Raw genomic sequence first — 16,015 nt, 5'->3', positions numbered from 1 at the left:
TGTGCCCGTTCCGCTTTCTCGGTTAGCCTCTCGCATCAAGTGCTCCCCTCGCAAATTGGTGCGCAATGGATACGTGGCTGCGATCCGCGATCGACTACATCGGCTCCTGGATCGAATTCCAACAGACGACATTCCAACAGCCCGGCGTCATCGTCGCATTTGCCCATCGCGGCGAAATCGTCGCCGAGCACGCCTTTGGTCTTGCCAATCTCGACACTGGCGAGAAGCTCACCCCGCGCCACCGCTGCCGTATCGCCTCGCACTCGAAGAGCTTTACCTCCGCCGGCATCATGAAGCTGCGCGACCAGCGCAAGCTCCGGCTCGACGACACGGTCGGCCAACATGTCGGCGGCCTGCATCCGCGCGTCGCCGAGACGACGATTGCGCAGGTGCTCTCGCACAGCGCGGGGCTGACGCGCGATGGCGCCGATTCCGGGCAGTTCATCGACAACCGTCCCTATCTCAACGCCAGGGAGTTGCTCGCGGAATTGAAGCTGCCGACCGCGATCGAGCCGGGGACGCGCTTCAAATACTCCAACCACGGCTTTGGCCTGCTCGGCCTCGTCATCGAAGCCGTGTCGAAGGAGCCCTACTCCGCCTGGATCAAGCGCGAGATCATCGAGCCCGCAGGCCTGCGCGAGACTGAGCCGGATGCGCCGCTTCCCAAGGGCGCATCGTTCGCGCGCGGCCACACGCGAAAAGTGCCCTTGGGCGAGCGTTGCGTGATCCCCGGCGACAATCCGACGCACGCGATGGCGTCCGCCACGGGCTTCGCCGCCACCGCCGGCGATACGGCCCGCTTCTTCGCGCAGCTTGCGCCCAACGCCAGGAAGAGTGTGCTCTCAGTCGCAAGCCGCCGCGAAATGACCCGGCATCACTGGCGCATCCCGCAGAGTTTCGAGGCCTATTACGGCCTTGGCATCAACGCCGGCAAAACCGACGGCTGGGACTGGTTCGGCCATGGCGGCCATTTTCAGGGTTACATCTCCCGGACCTGCTCCATCCCCGCTTGCGAGCTCGCGATCAGCATCCTCAGCAACTCCATCGACGGCGCGGCGCCGTTCTGGATGGACGGCGCGATGCAGATCCTGCGCGTGTTCAGGACTCGCGGCGCCCCCGACCGCCGCGTGCGCGACTGGAACGGCCGCTGGTGGACGATCTGGGGCGCAACCGATCTCGTCCCCGCGGGCAACCGCGTGCTGGTCGCCAATCCGCAGTTCATCAATCCGTTCATGGATGCCGCCGAGATCGAGGTCACCGGCCGCGACACCGGCAAGCTCGCCTGGGCTGCCGGGTACTCCAGCCACGGCGAGCCGGTGCGCCGCGTCCGTGACGCGCGCGGCAACGTCAGCGACATCTGGATCGCCGGCACCAATATCAAGCCGGAGCGTGTCGTGGCGCGCGAGATCGCGCGGAGATATCCGCCGCGCAAGCGGCGGCCTACTCTCGGATAAGAGCCTCCACCTCGCTCCGAAACGCCTGCCGCGAGCCGTCGCGCGAATAGAACATGTGGCCGCCGGGATAGACGACGAACTTGACCCGCTGCGTCGCGAACGCCGGGAGCTGGTCGAGCACCCGCTTCGATCCGAAATAGGGCGTGGCGAGATCGAACAGGCCGTGCGCGACCAGCACGTTCAGCTTTCCGTCGGTGGCGAGGATCTGGCGCAGCTCCGATACCGACTGCGGCGGGTTGATGCCGCGGCCGAAATCCCAATTGCCCTCGACGGCGCCGTTGAGGACTTCATAGGAGCCATCCGGCCGCCAGTTGAGCTTGCGCGTGAGAACATCGACCGCCGCACTCGTCAGCGGCGCCTGGAGCGCATCGCCCGAGGGATCGCCGAACCGGGAGCTGCTCGAATCCGGATAGGGATCATAGCCTCGCACCGAGGCGTCGTAGCGCCCCGTGACCTTGCCGTTCTTGCGGTCGAACTCGCGGCGGAATTCACCGACGTCGAAACGGCCGGCGAGCCGGCGGCTCACGGCCTGATCGATCCCGGTGAGCTCGGCGACCTTGTCGGCAAGGCGATTGGTGGCCTCCTTGTCCGCCTCGCCCTTGACGAGGTCGGCCAGGAATTCGCCCCGCGCGTAAGCCTCGACGTCCGCGAGATCGGCGCGCTTGACCGCTCCCTTGGCTTCGCGCGCCACCGCGACATAGCTCGGCAGCGTCGCGACATATTGCAGGAGGCTGGTGCCGGTGAACTCGCGGAAGTCCAGGAGCGGCGACACCAGGATCAATCCCCTGACGCCGACGCCATGCTGGAGCTGCAACTGGCGCACGACCTTCGGCCCGCGAATGCCGCCATAGCTTTCGCCGCCGACATATTTCGGCGAGGTCAGCCGGTCGTGCTTCTCCAGCCAGCGGCGGATCACGAGCGCGATCGAATTGACGTCGCCGTCGACTGAGTAGAAGGACTTGCGCGCGTCCTCGCCGCTGGCAACGAAACGGCTGTAGCCGGTGCTGACGGGATCGATGAAGACGAGATCGGTGAAGTCGAGCCACGTCTCCGCGTTCGGCTTCACATCGGGTGAGGCGGACGGCGACAGGGCTTCGCCATCGAGCGGCAGCCGCCACGGACCCGCAGCGCCGAACTGGAGCCATGCCGAGGACGCGCCGGGACCGCCGTTGAACAGGAACGTCACGGGGCGCGTCGCGCGGTCGGCACCATCGAGCTCATAGGACGTATAGGCGATGTCGGCGAGCGGCTCACCCTTGCCGTCGAACACGCGGATCGAGCCGGCAGTCGCGGTGAAGTCGAGTGCACGGCCCGGCAGATCGAGCGTCTGCTTCGTGGTCGAATCCGACGGAAGGCGATGCGGCTCGGCGGCGGACGATGAACCCTGTGACGCGCCTGGCGTGTTGCCGCCGCGCCCACCCTTCTGTCCCGCTGGGGCCGTCGTCTCGGCGCGCGGCTGCGGCGGATCGTCCGCGCGGGCAAATCCCGCGAGCGCGAAAGTCGACACCGCCAGTACCAGGGTCGCGCGGCGGAGCGCCGGCAAACGCATGACCATGATCGTTCTCCTTGTCCGGCTGCGAGAGCCGGCGAGCATCGCAAGGCTAGCGAGAAATTGCGACGGTTTGGGGGATAGCCGGCCCGGCGGCGCCTGAAGAAGCCGGGCGAGCACAAATCGACCCGGATTTGCCCTGAATCGGGATGGACGCTGTTTGCCTTGAACAGCGGTCCTTCTCGACAATGCAGGCCCAGGTCGTATAGACGAGCCCGGCGGAACTTTCTCCAGCCAGCGGCCCTGCCCGGAAGCCATGACCAAGCCAGCGCGATACAACCGGATCGCCTTTGTCGCGAGCCCAAGCAGCGAGGCGCAAACCGCCTTCGGCCAGCTCACCCGGGACTATGGCAATTGCGACCCGAAAGACGCCGATGTCGTGGTCGCGCTTGGCGGCGACGGACTGATGCTCCAGACGCTGCACCAGAACATGCACTCGGGAAAGCCGATCTACGGCATGCACCGCGGCACCGTCGGCTTCCTGATGAACGAGTATTCGACGGTCGACCTTCGCGCCCGTCTCGAGGCAGCGCAGGAATCCGAGATCAACCCGCTCCTGATGCGCGCCACCGACGTCAACGACCGCGTTCACCTGCATCACGCCATCAACGAGGTCGCCCTGTTCCGGCAGACCTTCCAGGCCGCGCGCCTCCGGATCCTGATCGACGAGCGCGAGCGCATGGCTGAGCTGATTGCCGACGGCATCATGGTGGCGACGCCCGCCGGCTCCACCGCCTACAATCTGTCCGCGCAGGGACCGATCCTGCCGATCAACGCCGCGCTGCTGGCGCTGACGCCGATCAGCGCCTTCCGCCCGCGCCGCTGGCGCGGCGCGCTCCTGCCCAATACGGCTTACGTCGTGATCGAGGTGCTGGAGGGCGACAAGCGGCCGGTGGCGGCGGTAGCCGACCATGACGAGGTGCGCGATGTCCGCCGCGTCGAGGTGCTGTCCGACAAGACCATCTCGATGCGCATGCTGTTCGATCCCGGCCATAGCCTGGAAGAGCGCATCCTGCGCGAGCAGTTCGGCTACTGAGCGCCGGCGCGGATCACTGGCCGCAAGGCTGAATCGATTCCAGGCCGCCCGCCATGGCGGGATCACCGAGCAGATCGAAATCCCTGACGACGGGAACGAAGCTCTTCGTCTCCGACGTCATCAGATAGATCGTGACGGGCAGCGATCCCTGCGGCGCCGCGTTCGCGCGACAGAATTCCCTGGCTGCCACGCCGAGCCCCATCGACCCGCGTTTGCCTTGCTTCCCCTGCTCGACCATCGACGCACGTAGCGCTTCGAAGCGCGCAGCATCGCCCGGCGACAAGCGATAGGCGTAGGTTGAGGAGCCCTGCGGCGGCACAGGCAGGCCGGCGCGATCTCGCGCGTCGCTCATCTCCATCATGGCGAAGCTCGTCCTGGTCTCGGCCTCGCCGGCCACTTTGGTGACGACGTCGAGCTTGACGCCACCCGAACGTGGCCGCAGCGCGTCAGGCAATTGCACGGCGACGCGCAGCATCGACAGATCCGTCGTCCTGGCATCGATGCGGGCAAGCGGCGGGATCGATGTCAGCGGCACCGAGCTGCAACCGGCAAGCACGAGCGCAGCCGCGCTCGCAAGAACACGCGCCAGGCGGTTCATCGCAGGCATCTCCAGTCTGGGCTTGAAGGATTGGCTAGGCCGATTTCCGGCCGGCCCCGCGCGGCTCCAGCGCGTCGTCCGCGCTGTCAGGGACATATTCCAGGATATCACCGGGCTGGCAGTCGAGCACGGCGCAGATCCGCTCGAGCGTGTCGAAGCGGATGCCGCGCACCTTGCCCGACTTCAGCAGGGAGACGTTCGCCTCCGTGAGCTCGATGCGCGCGGCAAGCTCACGCGACCTGATCTTGCGCCTGGCGAGCATGACGTCGAGGTTGACGATGATCGGCATGGTCAGATGATCTCGCTGTTCTCGTGCCACATGCGAACGGCATCGGCCATCACGGTCGCGAAGGCGACGAGCGCGAGGCCACTCAGCACCGACAGCACATGCGACTGCTCGATGCCGAACATGACCACGAGCTGGCCCGGCTGGTTGGCCCGCGTCAGGTTGAGCGTGGTGAGCATCTGCACCAGCGGCGATATCAGCGCGTTGACGATCAGCGCGAGGCCCATCCGGCGGATGCGCCAGGCGTTGTCGGTCACGAAGACCTCGCCGCGCGCGAAGCGGGAGAACAACATCGAGAGCTGCAACAAGGCGTAGAGAACAGGCGCAAGTCCGGTCAGGCTGATCAGGGCGCCGGCGAGGCGCGTACTGAAATTGAGCGTGAAGGGCCGCGCCCCCAGCGGGGACTGGGTCGCGATCCAGTGCCGGAGCATCTCATCGCTCGACCAGAGCAGCGGCACCGCAAGCACAGCGCCGGCGACGCACAGGAGCGCGCCGACGGCCACGATCCGTCCGATGCGCCGCAACCGCGGCTCGACCGGCGCAGGAAAAGGAAACGCGACGACGCTCATCGGACTAGCTCCCATTTAATTGTATATTTTTATCGTTTTACAATAAAAAATGGCAGAATTACGATATTAATCCCTTCCCTCGTCACGTACTCCGCGAAATGCCGGCAGCAACCCTTCCTTAACCCCCGCCGCGATATGGTTAACGAAAGTTGACCGCTCCGGCCCAGGCGTCATGTTCCGCATCGATTTCAACAAGCTGCGCTTCCTCGTCTGCGACGACAATCCGCACATGCGCCGCATCCTGCGGACGCTGCTGCACTCCTTCGGCGCGCGCGAGGTTTACGAGGCCGAGGACGGCGCCACCGCGCTGGAAATGTACAGCCATTACGTGCCCGACATCGTCATCACCGACTGGGCGATGCCGATCTTCGACGGGCTCGAGCTCGCGCAGATGATCCGGCAGCCGGAATCCAAGGGCAATCCTTACGCGCCGATCATCATGCTGACCGGTCATTCCGAGAAGCGCCGCGTCACGGTCGCGCGCGATGCCGGCGTCACCGAATTCCTGGCCAAGCCGATCTCCGCCAAGGGCCTTTACCAGCGCATCCTCAACGTCGTCGCCAATCCCCGGCCCTTCATCAAGACCAAGACCTATTTCGGTCCGGACCGGCGCCGCAACACCAACTCCGCCTATATGGGCCCCGAGCGCCGCGTCGGCGAAAAGCACGAGGTGCTCCAGCAACCCTCGCTGCTCGACAAGGCTCGTTCCTCCATCTAGCGCAACGTCTCACACGATCGGGGCAGACATCATGGCGAAGAACGGTGCAAAGGACATCGAGGTCACGGCCTTCGCCACGCACCAAGTGATCACGCAGCCCAATCCGCTGCGCAAGGTTCTGCGCCGTGTCGAAGAAAAGGACCTGGACGATCCGGTCGCCCGCGCCGAGCAGGCGCTGGCGGGCCTCTCCAGTGAGTTCAAGGATTGGATGGCGACCGAGGTCAATCGTCTGTCGGCCGCTTACGTCGCTATCCGCCATGAGGGCTTCACCAAGGAGCGGCGTGACGAGCTGTTCCGCGCCGCGCACGACATCAAGGGCGACGCAGCGACGTTCGGCTATCCGGCGGCGGCGGGAGTTGCGGAGAGCCTGTGCCGCGTCATCGAGCACGCGCCCGATCTCGACAAGGTGCCGGCCGAGCTGTTCACGCACCACATCAACGCCATCCTCGCCATCGTGCATGAAAACACCAAGCTCGACAGCATCAGCGTCTCCGCCGAGCTCAGCCGCCGCCTGCGCAAGGTCGCCGACGACTATCTCGCCCACGTCAACCGCGACCGCCCCGAGCATCTCGATGTGATTTTGGCACCAAGCATCGCGCCCGCGGAGTAGCGGCTCCCGCTCTCTCCTCTCGTTATTGCGAACGCAAGTGTCGTAGGGTGGGCAAAGCGACTCGTCCGCCGCAGCTCGAAGAGCGAAGGCGGAAGCGTGCTCACCAACTAATATAAGCTGTGCGGATCAATGGTGGGCACGGCGCTACGCGCCTTTGCCCACCCTACGGCGTCTCGCTACGCCGCGATCAGATCGTCATACACCGGATCGCGCGCGTCATCCGCGAGGAGCTCGTCGCAGAACAGCCGTGCCTCTTCGCGCGCGGATTCGATGGCGAAGCGGCGGAGCAGGACCATCAGCGGTTCGGTCGCGCCGCGGTCGGTCTCGCAATGGGTGAGCACGCGCTCGACCATGCGCCGGCGCAGCCGCGCCGCGCCGTCGTCGGTATCGACAAAACCTTGCTCGTGGCAGGCATCGAGCGCGACCTGGAACGCCGCAAAGGTCGCCTCGGGAAGTCCGGCGCGGCGGAGCAGCGCGTGCAGGCTGTTGCCGCCACGGTCGTGCAGCAGCGCGCAGACGCGTGCCAGCGGCAGGTCGGCGAGTTCGGCGAGTGCCGCGTCGAACAGATCGAGATTGCTCGACAGCAGCGCGCGCAGGATGAGGCCGGCGGTGAGCTGGCCCGTGATGCGCAGGTGGCGCACGAGGCCCTGCATGTCCTCGCCGCGCGAGCGCGCCGCAATGTTCATGGTCGAGCGGTCGCGCGCCTCGGTCGCGATGCGCTCGGCACGATCGGCGCTCAGCCAGTTCCGCGCCACGACGAATTGCGCAAGGGTCTCGGAGAGCTTGGCCACCAGAGAGGCGCGCGTCGCGGCCGGCAGATCCTCAAGCACCAGCATCGCCTCGCGGATCGCGGCGAGATGGCCGTGGCGCTCGACGATGCGATTCCAGGAGAACAGCGCGAGCTCCGCGCGGGGATTTTCGATCAGCTCGAGGGCTGCCGCCGCGCAGCCGACTTCGGCGATGGCGGCGCAAACCGACACCGGCAACGCGATGCGGCGGGCGACCGCGCATTGCACCTCGTCATTGCCGGTTGCGACGATGTCGACGAGATCGGCGTCGATCAGCAGCGGCGAATGTTCGAGCACCGGCAGCGCGACGGTCGGCTGGTCCGCCGACAGCGCCCGCACGATCGATGCCGGCGCATCCGTGGTGCGCGCAAAGGCCTCGGCCATCGCCTGCCGCACCAGCGGCGAGGGATCGTCGAGCAGCATCAGAAGCGCGCCTTCGGCCGCGATACGGTCGTCATGGGAAAGGTCTGAGATCAGCCAGGCCCGGGCCAATGCCCGCGTCGCCTCGGCCCGCTCGCCGGCGGGCGCCGTCCTGATCCAATTGATGAACTGCCGAACAATCATGCTGCTTCCGGCTTACACAACAAACGAAAACGGTGACGGCTTGTCACCTGCAACACAAAATAAACCACGACGCTTAACAAAGCGTTCACCATAACTGGCTGGTTTTATTGACGTTTTGTTAAGGGAACAAAGCCGCCTGCCACGCGTCCGGGACACGAGAGCAGGTTATTCGCGCGACGACATCAGCTCGAGAACGTACCGCTGCGATCGCTGAAGAGATCGAGCGGCTGCGGCGCACGCACGTCAGGCGTCGCCGATGCGATCGAGGCAAGCGAGGCGTTGTTGCCCCACAATTTCTGCACCGTGGTCGAAACCGGCTGCGTGGTATCGCCGGGCTGATAGATCGAGCGGAACGCGGGTGTGATCGGCGTGTTGTCTGCAACCGTTGACGACGACGTCGCACTCACCGGCGTAACGCCGCGCGCCTCCGGAAAGGTCTGCAGATAAGCGACGTTGTCGATGACAGGCGCGCTGGGCTGCACGCCGTTGGCACTTGCGACCTGCGTCGTGGATGGCGTGTCGCCATACATCGCCATAGCGCTGCGGGTCGTCTTCGAATTCGCCGCGCTGGCGTAGCGCGCGTCGAGCACCGAATAGACCTCGGAGACGCTGCGTGCGCGGCCGTCCCTGGCGTAGAAGATCGAGCGGTTGGCGGAGGCCGCATTGGGAAACAGCCGCGCGCCGACCGCTTGCGGATTGTCCTCGGCATTGGCGATCAGCTTTGCGGCGCCGCCGACACCCATGAAATGCGCCATGTAGAGTTCGCTGTCAGACGGCCTGCGGCCGAGCAGGCCGGTCAGCTTGAAACTGTTCGACTGCGTCAGCGCCGCGGCCATGCTTGATGCGGCGTCCGGATCGTCGCGCAACTTCATGATCGACCGCTTCATGGCGGGATCATCGACCGCGTAGCCGCCCGACGACGTCCTGGTGATGGCGTCGGAATAATTGCCATAGCCGAGCTGGGTGCCCGCCTCCTTCACCGTACCCAGCCAGGTCTGGTCGATGAACTGGTAGAGCCCGTGGGCGGACGACGTGGTGGCTCCCGCCGTCGGATCGAAATCCGATTCCATCTTGGCGGTCGTCAGCATGTACTGGAAGCTGACGCCCGTCCGGTTGGAGACCTGCTTGATCGTGCCGGCGACGCGTGCCCGCGACGGATCGAGACCCGTCGTCTGAGAGGCACTGGAATTGTCGACCGACATGATGGAGTGCCCGCCCCGTGCGGCGTTGAGCGACGCCGGCAATTCGGCGCCTGTCGTCTCACCGTGGGACAGGTATGGTTAATGCGGGGTTAATCTGGCCGTTCGCCGTCATTCCGGCCCGAACCCGGCGTGACGACGGGCTATTTCTTGTAGACGGCGTCCGGATCGAACAACCTGTCCGCATCGACAAAGACCAGCTTGGCGCCGCCGCCCTCGGCCTCGACCTTGCGGTAAAAGCAGGACCGGCGGCCGGTGTGGCAGGCCGCGCCGATCTGCTCGACACGGATCCAGACCGCATCCTGGTCGCAATCGGTGCGGATCTCGATCACGCGCTGGGTCTGACCCGACGTCTCACCTTTTCGCCACAAGGCATTGCGCGATCGGCTGAAGTACCAGGCCTCGCCGGTCGCAATCGTCTTGCGCAGCGCCTCGTCGTTCATGTGCGCGACCATGAGCACGTCACCGGTGGCGACGTCGGTCGCCACGCAGGTCACGAGGCCGGCGGAGTCGAACTTCGGCAGGAAAGCGAGGCCTTCCTCGATCTCATGGGAGTGAGCGGACACGGGCGTCCTCGCTTGGAGCATGACGCGGACATAGACCTTCGCGAGGTCAGCGCGTCGCGCCTCGCACCAGGGACAGGAAACGGGCTTGCTCCGCCGGATTGTCGCGGAACATGCCGGTGAAGCGGCTGGTGAAGGTCGAGGCACCATGCTTGGCAACGCCGCGCACCGACATGCAGGTATGCTCGGCCTCGATCAGCACGGCAACGCCGCGGGGCTTGAGGATCTCGTCGATGGCCGCCGCGATCTGCGCCGTCATGTGCTCCTGGGTCTGGAGCCTGCGGGCGAAGATGTCGGTCAGGCGCGCAAGCTTCGACAGGCCGACGACGCGTTCCACCGGCGTATAGGCGATGTGCGCCTTGCCGTAGAACGGCATCATGTGATGCTCGCACTGCGAGGTGAACTCGATGTCGCGCACCAGCACGAAGTCGTCATAGCCGGCCGTCTCGCCGAAGGTGCGGTCGAGCACCTCGGCCGGGCACTGGTGGTAGCCCTGATAGAGCTCGTCGAAGGCCTCGACCACACGGCGCGGCGTGTCGAGCAAGCCTTCGCGCGCGGTGTTCTCGCCGATATAGGCGAGCAGCGTCTTCACCGCCGCTTCCGCCTCTGCACGCGCGGGGCGCGGCTGGTCGGCGCGGACGGCGGCCGCGAGGAATTCGGCAGGGTCAAGCTCAGCCGGGCGGCTCTCGGGCTGGCGGTCGGAGGGCTTGCCCGGGCGGATGGATTTGATCGTAGCGTCCATGTCTACTCCGTTCGACGGCCTCGCGGCCGGAGTGTCACCGGCAGACGGGGCGGCAAGCCGCCGGACGCCTGAAGAGAACAGTTTTGACGAAAAAGGCCCTTTGGGTCATCACGCTGGCAGCGCAGATCTGGACCGCTGCCGCCGCACCGCTGGACTGTTTTTCCGCCAGTTCCGCCCCTATATAGGACCGTGGGCGGCGCCCGCCAAGGCCGATCCGGTGCGGAAGTGTTGGACTCCATCACATGCTGAACGACATCTATAACAAGCGGATCATCGAACTGGCCGGGAATATTCCACGCCTCGGACGGCTGCCGGACCCCGACGCCACCGCCACCGCCCACTCCAAATTGTGCGGCTCGACCGTGAAGATCGACCTCAAGATGGAGGGCGACAAGGTCACCGACTTCGCCCATGACGTGAAGGCCTGTGCCCTCGGACAAGCCTCTTCATCCATCATGGCAAGTCGCGTCGTCGGCTCGACCGCGAGCGAACTCCGCGAGTTACGTGAAACCGTTCGCAAGATGCTCAAGGAGAACGGCGCGCCTCCTGAAGGCAAATGGGAAGAGATCAAGTTCCTCGAGCCGGTCCGCGACTACAAGGCGCGACACGCCTCGACCCTCCTGACCTTCGATGCCGTGGTCGATGCCATCGGCCAGATCGAGGCGAAAGCCAAGCAGCCGGCCGCGGCGCAGGGCTGATTTGGTCGAGGTCATTCCGGCGCGCGCCCCGGCATGACGATCAGGGAAATCCTACTTCTGCGAGCCTGCGCTTTGCGCCGCACCGGTCGGCACCACGGCTTCCGCCGTCTTGGTCGACTTGACGGGCTGCGGTTCCGCTTCTGCGCCGAACCTCGCCTGCGTCTTCGGCGCAAGTTCCGCCACCGCGGGCGCCGCGACGTCCACATGCGGCAGCACGTCGGCCACCAGATTGGTGGTGACGAGATTGGTGAGCTTCAGCTCGCCAGCATCCAGCTCGTGCAGATCTTCCCACGGCGGCACGCTGAGCGCGAGCGAGAGCAGGTCGCCGGCGCCGCCCATATCGAACGTGTATTTGGCGAGCCGGCCGATGTCGCGCTCCACGATCATCAGGTCCTGCGCGCTGTAGCTCGCCGCCTTGGCATCGTCGGCACGATCGCCCATCCAGATCTGGTGGACCCGGACATGAGCGGCTTCCGGCACGTAGCGCTTCTTGCCGGCCAGCAGCAGGAACACGCACATGGATTCGCAATAGGCTTCGGGCGCAACCGCCGGACGGGCCGACTGCCCGCTGCGGTTCTGAACGCTGATGCCGACGGTGGTCGAAAGTCCGAGATTGCGGAAGCGCCGGCCGAGCGTGATCGCGTCGTTGACGGAACCGCCGCTGGAGTCGAGCACCACGGTCGCGCCGCCAAGTTGGCGTCCGCGCGAAAACTCCTCGAAATCCCTCGGCGTATCGGCGGTGATGATGCCGACCGCGCTGACCCAGCCGCGGCAGTTCGGGTCGCAGGCGACCCAGTTGAACTTCATCGGCAGCTTGCGCTCTTCGAGGGCGGCACCGGCATGAGCCGTTGTGCCGGTCGTAGCCACAGCTCCGAAGAGTGCGGCGCCAAGCGCGGCTGCCCCAAGCAACAACCAGCCGCGACGGTCGAGGGAGTTCAGAAGTCTCAATCTGGTTCCTTCCCCAAGCCCCAAAGGTTCCCCAACAGTCCTCGGTAGCGCCCTCTGAGTCCATCATACGGGCGTATGTTTCTACACACGGTCGTCATAAAAATGGTATCCGGGGGAATACAGATCGTCCACAGGTACTTGCTGCACTGCTCCCAAAAAGCACGGGAAATATGGCGCAGAAACAACAACTTGCGGTTCCCTGCGCCGGAACCGCGCAATACCTCGCTCACGATCGCAGCACAGCGCCCATGAAGCATTCAACCTGCGAGCACTGTTCCACTCCCATTGAGGGCGCGCGCCGGCTCCCGCGTCGATTCGGCCGCGCACTGATCTGGCTCTACCGCCACACGCTCTCGCCGCTGGTCGGCTACAATTGCCGGCACCTGCCGACCTGCTCGGTCTATGGCGACGAGGCGATCGAACGGTTCGGGCTGTGGGCCGGCGGCTGGATGACGCTCGCGCGACTGCTTCGCTGCAATCCTTTCGGCACATCGGGAATCGACAACGTACCCCTCACCGCACCGCAAGGCGCGCACTGGTATCTGCCCTGGCGCTACGGCCGCTGGCGCGGCGTCAACGCGTCCTGAATATCACCAGGAACGCCGCGGCGCTTCGCGCATCGCTGCCTTGAATGGAACCGGAACTTCCCCCTCGCGTTGTTGTGATGCTCCTACGGGAGGAAACAAGAATGCGCCGGAAAATCAGCCCTCATTTTCACTTCAGGCTTGGTCCACATCCTGGTTCCGGAGGGCATCACGACCCACGAACCCTCGACATGATTGCCATCATTGCGCTGCTGGCGCTCGTGGTCGGCTCCGGCTGGTATCTGGCAACGAGCCTTGCCACGCCGCCGAGCACGACGGCCTTCATCGTGCCGAGCCAGAGCGTGCACTGGTAGGCTGGACGTTAGAGATCGAGCACCAGCCGACCCGCATCGGGTTTGGCGACATACCATCAGATGGCGTTCGCGTTCGTACGGCTGGTTGTCATCGCCCGGAGCGCGTGACACCCGCCGAAACAGGCAACCTAACGAAACCAGAAAAAGCGCCCGGGCGGTGGCGGGATCGACTCGGGCGGACGCAGCCGCTTCGGACGCGGCGGCTTTGGCGACGGCTCGGCGGACGAGGTGGTCTCCGCAGCCGGCGCGGTCTCGCTTCCCGGCACCCTCACCGACAGCAGCAAGTTCGATTCATGCGTCCGCCAGCGATAGCCGACGCCGAAATCGATCGGCTGGGCGCGCGTGAACAGTTCGGCGTAGCGCTCCTGGTAGCGGCCGGGGAATTCGTCGATCGGTCCGAGATAGCGGCCGAACGGGAAGAACCGCCACTGTTGCGCATTGTAGTTCGCAAGCGGAATGCCGGAATCGTCCTGGATGATGGTCGCGCTGTTGGCCAGCAGCCAGTTGCGAGCGACGGAGAAGTCGCCCTTGTGCAGGAGATAGGACGCGCTCTTGAGCAGGCTGTTGCCGGGCCCGAGCGTCTCGCAGAATTTCAGAAATCCCGTGTTGCGCGCGCTGGCATTGGAGAGATCGGTCGAGAAATAGTACAGCGTGCGCGCCTCGCCGTCGCTTCCGGCAAAGGTGATGCGGACACCGCGCGTCGCGTTCCGTCCCGGATTGTCGCCTCCCGTATGCACCCCGCCCTTGTCGTCGAGCGCGATCATCTCGACATTGCGGATGGTCTTGCCGGAGCGCGCGAGGAAGACATAGAGGATCGGCAACGTGCCGTTGACCTGGTTGGCGTGCAGGTCGACCTTCATGTGCTTGGTGATGAAGAAGGAGAAGCTCAGGATCGAGCCGAGCGAACGCTCGACATTGTAGAGCGCGGCACCGACCGAGCCGCGCGGCAGCCGCGTCAGGTCGGGCACCGCGCCGACCGGCTCCAGCGCGCCGAGCACGTAGGTGCTGGCCTTGGAGTAGAACGCATCGGCGTAGAGGAAGTCGGGGCCGCTGAACAAGTAGAACATGGTCGGCCGGGGCGCGGCCAGATTGACGTCGGCCCAATTGCGGATCTTCGAGAGCTGCCGCTGCTCGAGCTGGGCGAAGGCGCCGTCGAAGAATTTTGCGTGGCGCTGCCAGCCCGGGTCTTTGGTGAGCGGCACCAGCGGCGAGTCCGGCGAAGGCTGCATGCCCGCGAGAAAGCGCGCGGTATCATCGAAGGTGACGTTGGCGGCACGTGCAGACGAGACGGCCGCGGCCAGCAGGGCAAGAGCGACGGCCGCAATTCTCATGGGTCGAAACATGTCTATTCGCGGTGTGATGACGTACCAGCGGCGACCGGCCGCCTGCGGAAAACAGCATAGATCAACAGGCCCGAGAGCATGAGCAGCATCCCCGCCAGCGACTGCACCGGCCGCTCGGTCAACAGGTAGTACATCATGAACGCGGTCACGAGCAGGAAAACGAGCGGCGTGAACGGGTATCCCCAGGCGCGATAGGGCCGCGGCAGGTCGGGATCGGTGATGCGCAGCTTGACGACGCCGGCGACCGTGAAGAACGAACAGAACAACAGCGCGAACTGGATGAAGTCGAGCACCGCCTCGAAGCTGCGCGTGAACAGCAGCAGATTGGCGACGGCAAGCTGAAACAGGATGGCATAGGCCGGCGCGCCGCTCACCGATCGCTTCGAGAACACGCGCAGGGCCGGAATGTCCTCGCCCATCGTCATCATCACGCGCGGGCCGATCCACATCATCGCGCTGATCGAGGAGATCAGGCCGACGCAGATCATCGCACCGACCATCCGGCCGCCGAGGCTGCCGAAGATCGCGCTGCCCGCGACGCTGGCAACGTCGAGCTGGCCGGCCAGCGCACTAACCGGCGTCGAGTAGAGAAACACCGCATTCAGCGCGACGTACAGGACGAGCACGATCAGCGTGCCCGCGAGCAGCGCGCGCGGCAGATCGCGTTGCGGCATGTTCATCTCGCCGATGATGTAGGTCGCGGCATTCCAGCCCGAGAACGAGTACATCACGAAGACGAGGCCGATCGCGAAGGGCGCGCTGACGATATGCGCGAGATCACCCGGCTGTGGCGTGAAGACAATCGGCTGCGGCGTGCCGATGACGAAGCCGGCGAGCAGGAAGGCGACGATCAGCACGACCTTGAGGATGGTCGAGATCAGCTGGAAGGTCGATGAGTGCCTGACGCCGGTCAATTGCACGATCGAGACCAGCCACACCACGCCGATGGCGAGCGGGATCGGCGGCAGATCGGGAACGACCGATTTCGCGTATTCGCCGAACGCCATCGCCGCAAGCGCGACAGGCGCTGCGAAGCCAACTGTCGCCGAGACCCAGCCGGCGAGAAAGCCGAAGGCGGGATGATAGGCGCGGCCGAGGAAATTGTACTCGCCGCTCGAGCGCGGAAACATGGCGCCGAGCTCGCTGTAGGAGAACACCCCGCACAGCGCGACGATGCCGCCGACGGTCCAAAGCAACAGGATCGAGAAGCCGGACGGGATGTCCTTGACCTGGAAGCCGAGGCTGGTGAAGACGCCGACCCCGATCATGTCGGCAACGACGATGGCGGTTGCGACCAGAACGGAGACCCCCGGCCCGCCCGTCAGCCGGCCGGTCCAAGGTGCTGGTCCCGCATCTGATGCCGTCATCGGGGTCCTCAACCTCAGGCGTCACGTGTCGTTGGGAGCATCGTGCAGTCTGGTCCAGTCAATTCAAGCAGGGTTAACAAGGGTT

The 16,015-nt window shown here is 65.3% G+C and carries 18 protein-coding genes; 7 read left to right on the top strand and 11 right to left on the bottom strand.

All coding sequences use genetic code 11. From position 1 onward, the window contains the following. Nucleotides 1–65 precede the first annotated feature (65 nt). Complete coding sequence (locus tag ABIB99_RS06450) at nucleotides 66–1,454, top strand: serine hydrolase domain-containing protein (RefSeq protein WP_354175134.1); 1,389 nt, start codon at nucleotides 66–68, stop codon at nucleotides 1,452–1,454. Here ABIB99_RS06450 and ABIB99_RS06445 read toward each other — a convergent pair. Continuing rightward, nucleotides 1,441–3,009, bottom strand: a complete 1,569-nt coding sequence (locus ABIB99_RS06445; protein ID WP_354175132.1) for a S10 family peptidase — start codon at nucleotides 3,007–3,009, stop codon at nucleotides 1,441–1,443. The genes ABIB99_RS06450 and ABIB99_RS06445 overlap by 14 nt on opposite strands. A gap of 250 nt (nucleotides 3,010–3,259) precedes the next feature. Here ABIB99_RS06445 and ABIB99_RS06440 point away from each other — a divergent pair, with 250 nt between their 5' ends. Continuing rightward, nucleotides 3,260–4,039 (top strand): NAD kinase, encoded by a 780-nt coding sequence (locus tag ABIB99_RS06440; RefSeq protein WP_135216511.1) that lies wholly within the window; start codon nucleotides 3,260–3,262, stop codon nucleotides 4,037–4,039. A gap of 13 nt (nucleotides 4,040–4,052) precedes the next feature. Here ABIB99_RS06440 and ABIB99_RS06435 read toward each other — a convergent pair whose 3' ends face one another. Genes ABIB99_RS06435 through ABIB99_RS06425 form a run of 3 tightly spaced genes read right to left on the bottom strand, consistent with a single transcriptional unit; the run spans nucleotide 4,053 to nucleotide 5,492 of the window. Further along, nucleotides 4,053–4,637 carry a hypothetical protein gene (locus tag ABIB99_RS06435; protein WP_354175131.1) on the bottom strand — a complete coding sequence of 195 codons (585 nt, stop codon included), beginning with the start codon at nucleotides 4,635–4,637 and terminating at the stop codon, nucleotides 4,053–4,055. Between the two features lie 34 nt (nucleotides 4,638–4,671). Continuing rightward, nucleotides 4,672–4,926: a helix-turn-helix domain-containing protein gene (locus ABIB99_RS06430; RefSeq protein WP_049807677.1), complete on the bottom strand. Its 255-nt coding sequence runs from the start codon at nucleotides 4,924–4,926 to the stop codon at nucleotides 4,672–4,674. Nucleotides 4,927–4,928: 2 nt separating this feature from the next. Then, nucleotides 4,929–5,492 (bottom strand): DUF2975 domain-containing protein, encoded by a 564-nt coding sequence (locus tag ABIB99_RS06425; protein WP_354175129.1) that lies wholly within the window; start codon nucleotides 5,490–5,492, stop codon nucleotides 4,929–4,931. A gap of 172 nt (nucleotides 5,493–5,664) precedes the next feature. Between ABIB99_RS06425 and ABIB99_RS06420 the strand changes: the two genes are divergently transcribed. Together ABIB99_RS06420 and ABIB99_RS06415 are read left to right on the top strand one after the other, a co-directional pair. After that, nucleotides 5,665–6,210, top strand: coding sequence for a response regulator (locus ABIB99_RS06420; RefSeq protein ID WP_008549760.1), 546 nt, complete (start codon nucleotides 5,665–5,667; stop codon nucleotides 6,208–6,210). A gap of 31 nt (nucleotides 6,211–6,241) precedes the next feature. Continuing rightward, nucleotides 6,242–6,820: an Hpt domain-containing protein gene (locus ABIB99_RS06415; protein WP_354175127.1), complete on the top strand. Its 579-nt coding sequence runs from the start codon at nucleotides 6,242–6,244 to the stop codon at nucleotides 6,818–6,820. Nucleotides 6,821–6,996: 176 nt separating this feature from the next. Here ABIB99_RS06415 and ABIB99_RS06410 read toward each other — a convergent pair whose 3' ends face one another. The 4 genes from ABIB99_RS06410 to folE form a co-directional block, all read right to left on the bottom strand. Next, complete coding sequence (locus tag ABIB99_RS06410) at nucleotides 6,997–8,172, bottom strand: DUF2336 domain-containing protein (protein ID WP_354175126.1); 1,176 nt, start codon at nucleotides 8,170–8,172, stop codon at nucleotides 6,997–6,999. A gap of 182 nt (nucleotides 8,173–8,354) precedes the next feature. Next, a complete protein-coding gene (locus tag ABIB99_RS06405) occupies nucleotides 8,355–9,374 on the bottom strand; it encodes a lytic transglycosylase domain-containing protein (RefSeq protein WP_354175125.1) in 1,020 nt (339 codons plus the stop codon). A gap of 140 nt (nucleotides 9,375–9,514) precedes the next feature. Beyond that, nucleotides 9,515–9,937, bottom strand: coding sequence for a phosphoribosyl-AMP cyclohydrolase (gene hisI / locus ABIB99_RS06400; RefSeq protein WP_354175124.1), 423 nt, complete (start codon nucleotides 9,935–9,937; stop codon nucleotides 9,515–9,517). A gap of 46 nt (nucleotides 9,938–9,983) precedes the next feature. Continuing rightward, nucleotides 9,984–10,676 carry a GTP cyclohydrolase I FolE gene (gene folE / locus ABIB99_RS06395; protein ID WP_354117657.1) on the bottom strand — a complete coding sequence of 231 codons (693 nt, stop codon included), beginning with the start codon at nucleotides 10,674–10,676 and terminating at the stop codon, nucleotides 9,984–9,986. Between the two features lie 242 nt (nucleotides 10,677–10,918). On the opposite strand from folE, the gene ABIB99_RS06390 reads away from it, so the two are divergent. Beyond that, on the top strand, nucleotides 10,919–11,374 hold the full coding sequence (locus tag ABIB99_RS06390; RefSeq protein ID WP_014494348.1) for an iron-sulfur cluster assembly scaffold protein: 456 nt from the start codon (nucleotides 10,919–10,921) through the stop codon (nucleotides 11,372–11,374). A gap of 51 nt (nucleotides 11,375–11,425) precedes the next feature. On the opposite strand, the gene ABIB99_RS06385 is transcribed toward ABIB99_RS06390, so the two are convergent. Then, nucleotides 11,426–12,322 (bottom strand): COG3904 family protein, encoded by an 897-nt coding sequence (locus tag ABIB99_RS06385; protein WP_063982516.1) that lies wholly within the window; start codon nucleotides 12,320–12,322, stop codon nucleotides 11,426–11,428. A 248-nt stretch (nucleotides 12,323–12,570) separates the two neighbouring features. Here ABIB99_RS06385 and yidD point away from each other — a divergent pair, with 248 nt between their 5' ends. Then, the gene (yidD, locus tag ABIB99_RS06380) at nucleotides 12,571–12,909 is read left to right on the top strand and encodes a membrane protein insertion efficiency factor YidD (protein WP_354175122.1); all 339 of its coding nucleotides are present in this window, start codon (nucleotides 12,571–12,573) and stop codon (nucleotides 12,907–12,909) included. Nucleotides 12,910–13,010: 101 nt separating this feature from the next. Continuing rightward, nucleotides 13,011–13,220 (top strand): hypothetical protein, encoded by a 210-nt coding sequence (locus ABIB99_RS06375; protein WP_354175121.1) that lies wholly within the window; start codon nucleotides 13,011–13,013, stop codon nucleotides 13,218–13,220. A gap of 128 nt (nucleotides 13,221–13,348) precedes the next feature. Here the strand turns inward: ABIB99_RS06375 and ABIB99_RS06370 are convergent, their stop codons facing one another. Continuing rightward, nucleotides 13,349–14,563, bottom strand: a complete 1,215-nt coding sequence (locus ABIB99_RS06370; protein WP_354175120.1) for a hypothetical protein — start codon at nucleotides 14,561–14,563, stop codon at nucleotides 13,349–13,351. A gap of 2 nt (nucleotides 14,564–14,565) precedes the next feature. After that, nucleotides 14,566–15,930, bottom strand: a complete 1,365-nt coding sequence (locus ABIB99_RS06365; protein WP_354175118.1) for an APC family permease — start codon at nucleotides 15,928–15,930, stop codon at nucleotides 14,566–14,568. Between the last annotated feature and the right edge of the window lie 85 nt (nucleotides 15,931–16,015).

Origin of the sequence: Bradyrhizobium sp. LA6.1 (genome assembly GCF_040547805.1) — a bacterium.
In the GTDB taxonomy this organism is placed as follows: domain Bacteria; phylum Pseudomonadota; class Alphaproteobacteria; order Rhizobiales; family Xanthobacteraceae; genus Bradyrhizobium; species Bradyrhizobium barranii.
Note: the sequence above shows the minus strand (reverse complement) of the source record. Positions and strands in the feature narration are given on the sequence as shown.

Excerpts from the sequence above, each read along its gene's own strand:
- ABIB99_RS06450 (WP_354175134.1), top strand. The coding sequence starts at position 66 with ATGGATACGTGGCTGCGATCCGCGATCGACTACATCGGCTCCTGGATC.
- ABIB99_RS06445 (WP_354175132.1), bottom strand. The coding sequence starts at position 3,009 with ATGGTCATGCGTTTGCCGGCGCTCCGCCGCGCGACCCTGGTACTGGCG.
- ABIB99_RS06440 (WP_135216511.1), top strand. The coding sequence starts at position 3,260 with ATGACCAAGCCAGCGCGATACAACCGGATCGCCTTTGTCGCGAGCCCA.
- ABIB99_RS06435 (WP_354175131.1), bottom strand. The coding sequence starts at position 4,637 with ATGAACCGCCTGGCGCGTGTTCTTGCGAGCGCGGCTGCGCTCGTGCTT.
- ABIB99_RS06430 (WP_049807677.1), bottom strand. The coding sequence starts at position 4,926 with ATGCCGATCATCGTCAACCTCGACGTCATGCTCGCCAGGCGCAAGATC.
- ABIB99_RS06425 (WP_354175129.1), bottom strand. The coding sequence starts at position 5,492 with ATGAGCGTCGTCGCGTTTCCTTTTCCTGCGCCGGTCGAGCCGCGGTTG.
- ABIB99_RS06420 (WP_008549760.1), top strand. The coding sequence starts at position 5,665 with ATGTTCCGCATCGATTTCAACAAGCTGCGCTTCCTCGTCTGCGACGAC.
- ABIB99_RS06415 (WP_354175127.1), top strand. The coding sequence starts at position 6,242 with ATGGCGAAGAACGGTGCAAAGGACATCGAGGTCACGGCCTTCGCCACG.
- ABIB99_RS06410 (WP_354175126.1), bottom strand. The coding sequence starts at position 8,172 with ATGATTGTTCGGCAGTTCATCAATTGGATCAGGACGGCGCCCGCCGGC.
- ABIB99_RS06405 (WP_354175125.1), bottom strand. The coding sequence starts at position 9,374 with ATGTCGGTCGACAATTCCAGTGCCTCTCAGACGACGGGTCTCGATCCG.
- folE (WP_354117657.1), bottom strand. The coding sequence starts at position 10,676 with ATGGACGCTACGATCAAATCCATCCGCCCGGGCAAGCCCTCCGACCGC.
- ABIB99_RS06390 (WP_014494348.1), top strand. The coding sequence starts at position 10,919 with ATGCTGAACGACATCTATAACAAGCGGATCATCGAACTGGCCGGGAAT.
- yidD (WP_354175122.1), top strand. The coding sequence starts at position 12,571 with ATGAAGCATTCAACCTGCGAGCACTGTTCCACTCCCATTGAGGGCGCG.
- ABIB99_RS06375 (WP_354175121.1), top strand. The coding sequence starts at position 13,011 with ATGCGCCGGAAAATCAGCCCTCATTTTCACTTCAGGCTTGGTCCACAT.
- ABIB99_RS06370 (WP_354175120.1), bottom strand. The coding sequence starts at position 14,563 with ATGTTTCGACCCATGAGAATTGCGGCCGTCGCTCTTGCCCTGCTGGCC.
- ABIB99_RS06365 (WP_354175118.1), bottom strand. The coding sequence starts at position 15,930 with ATGACGGCATCAGATGCGGGACCAGCACCTTGGACCGGCCGGCTGACG.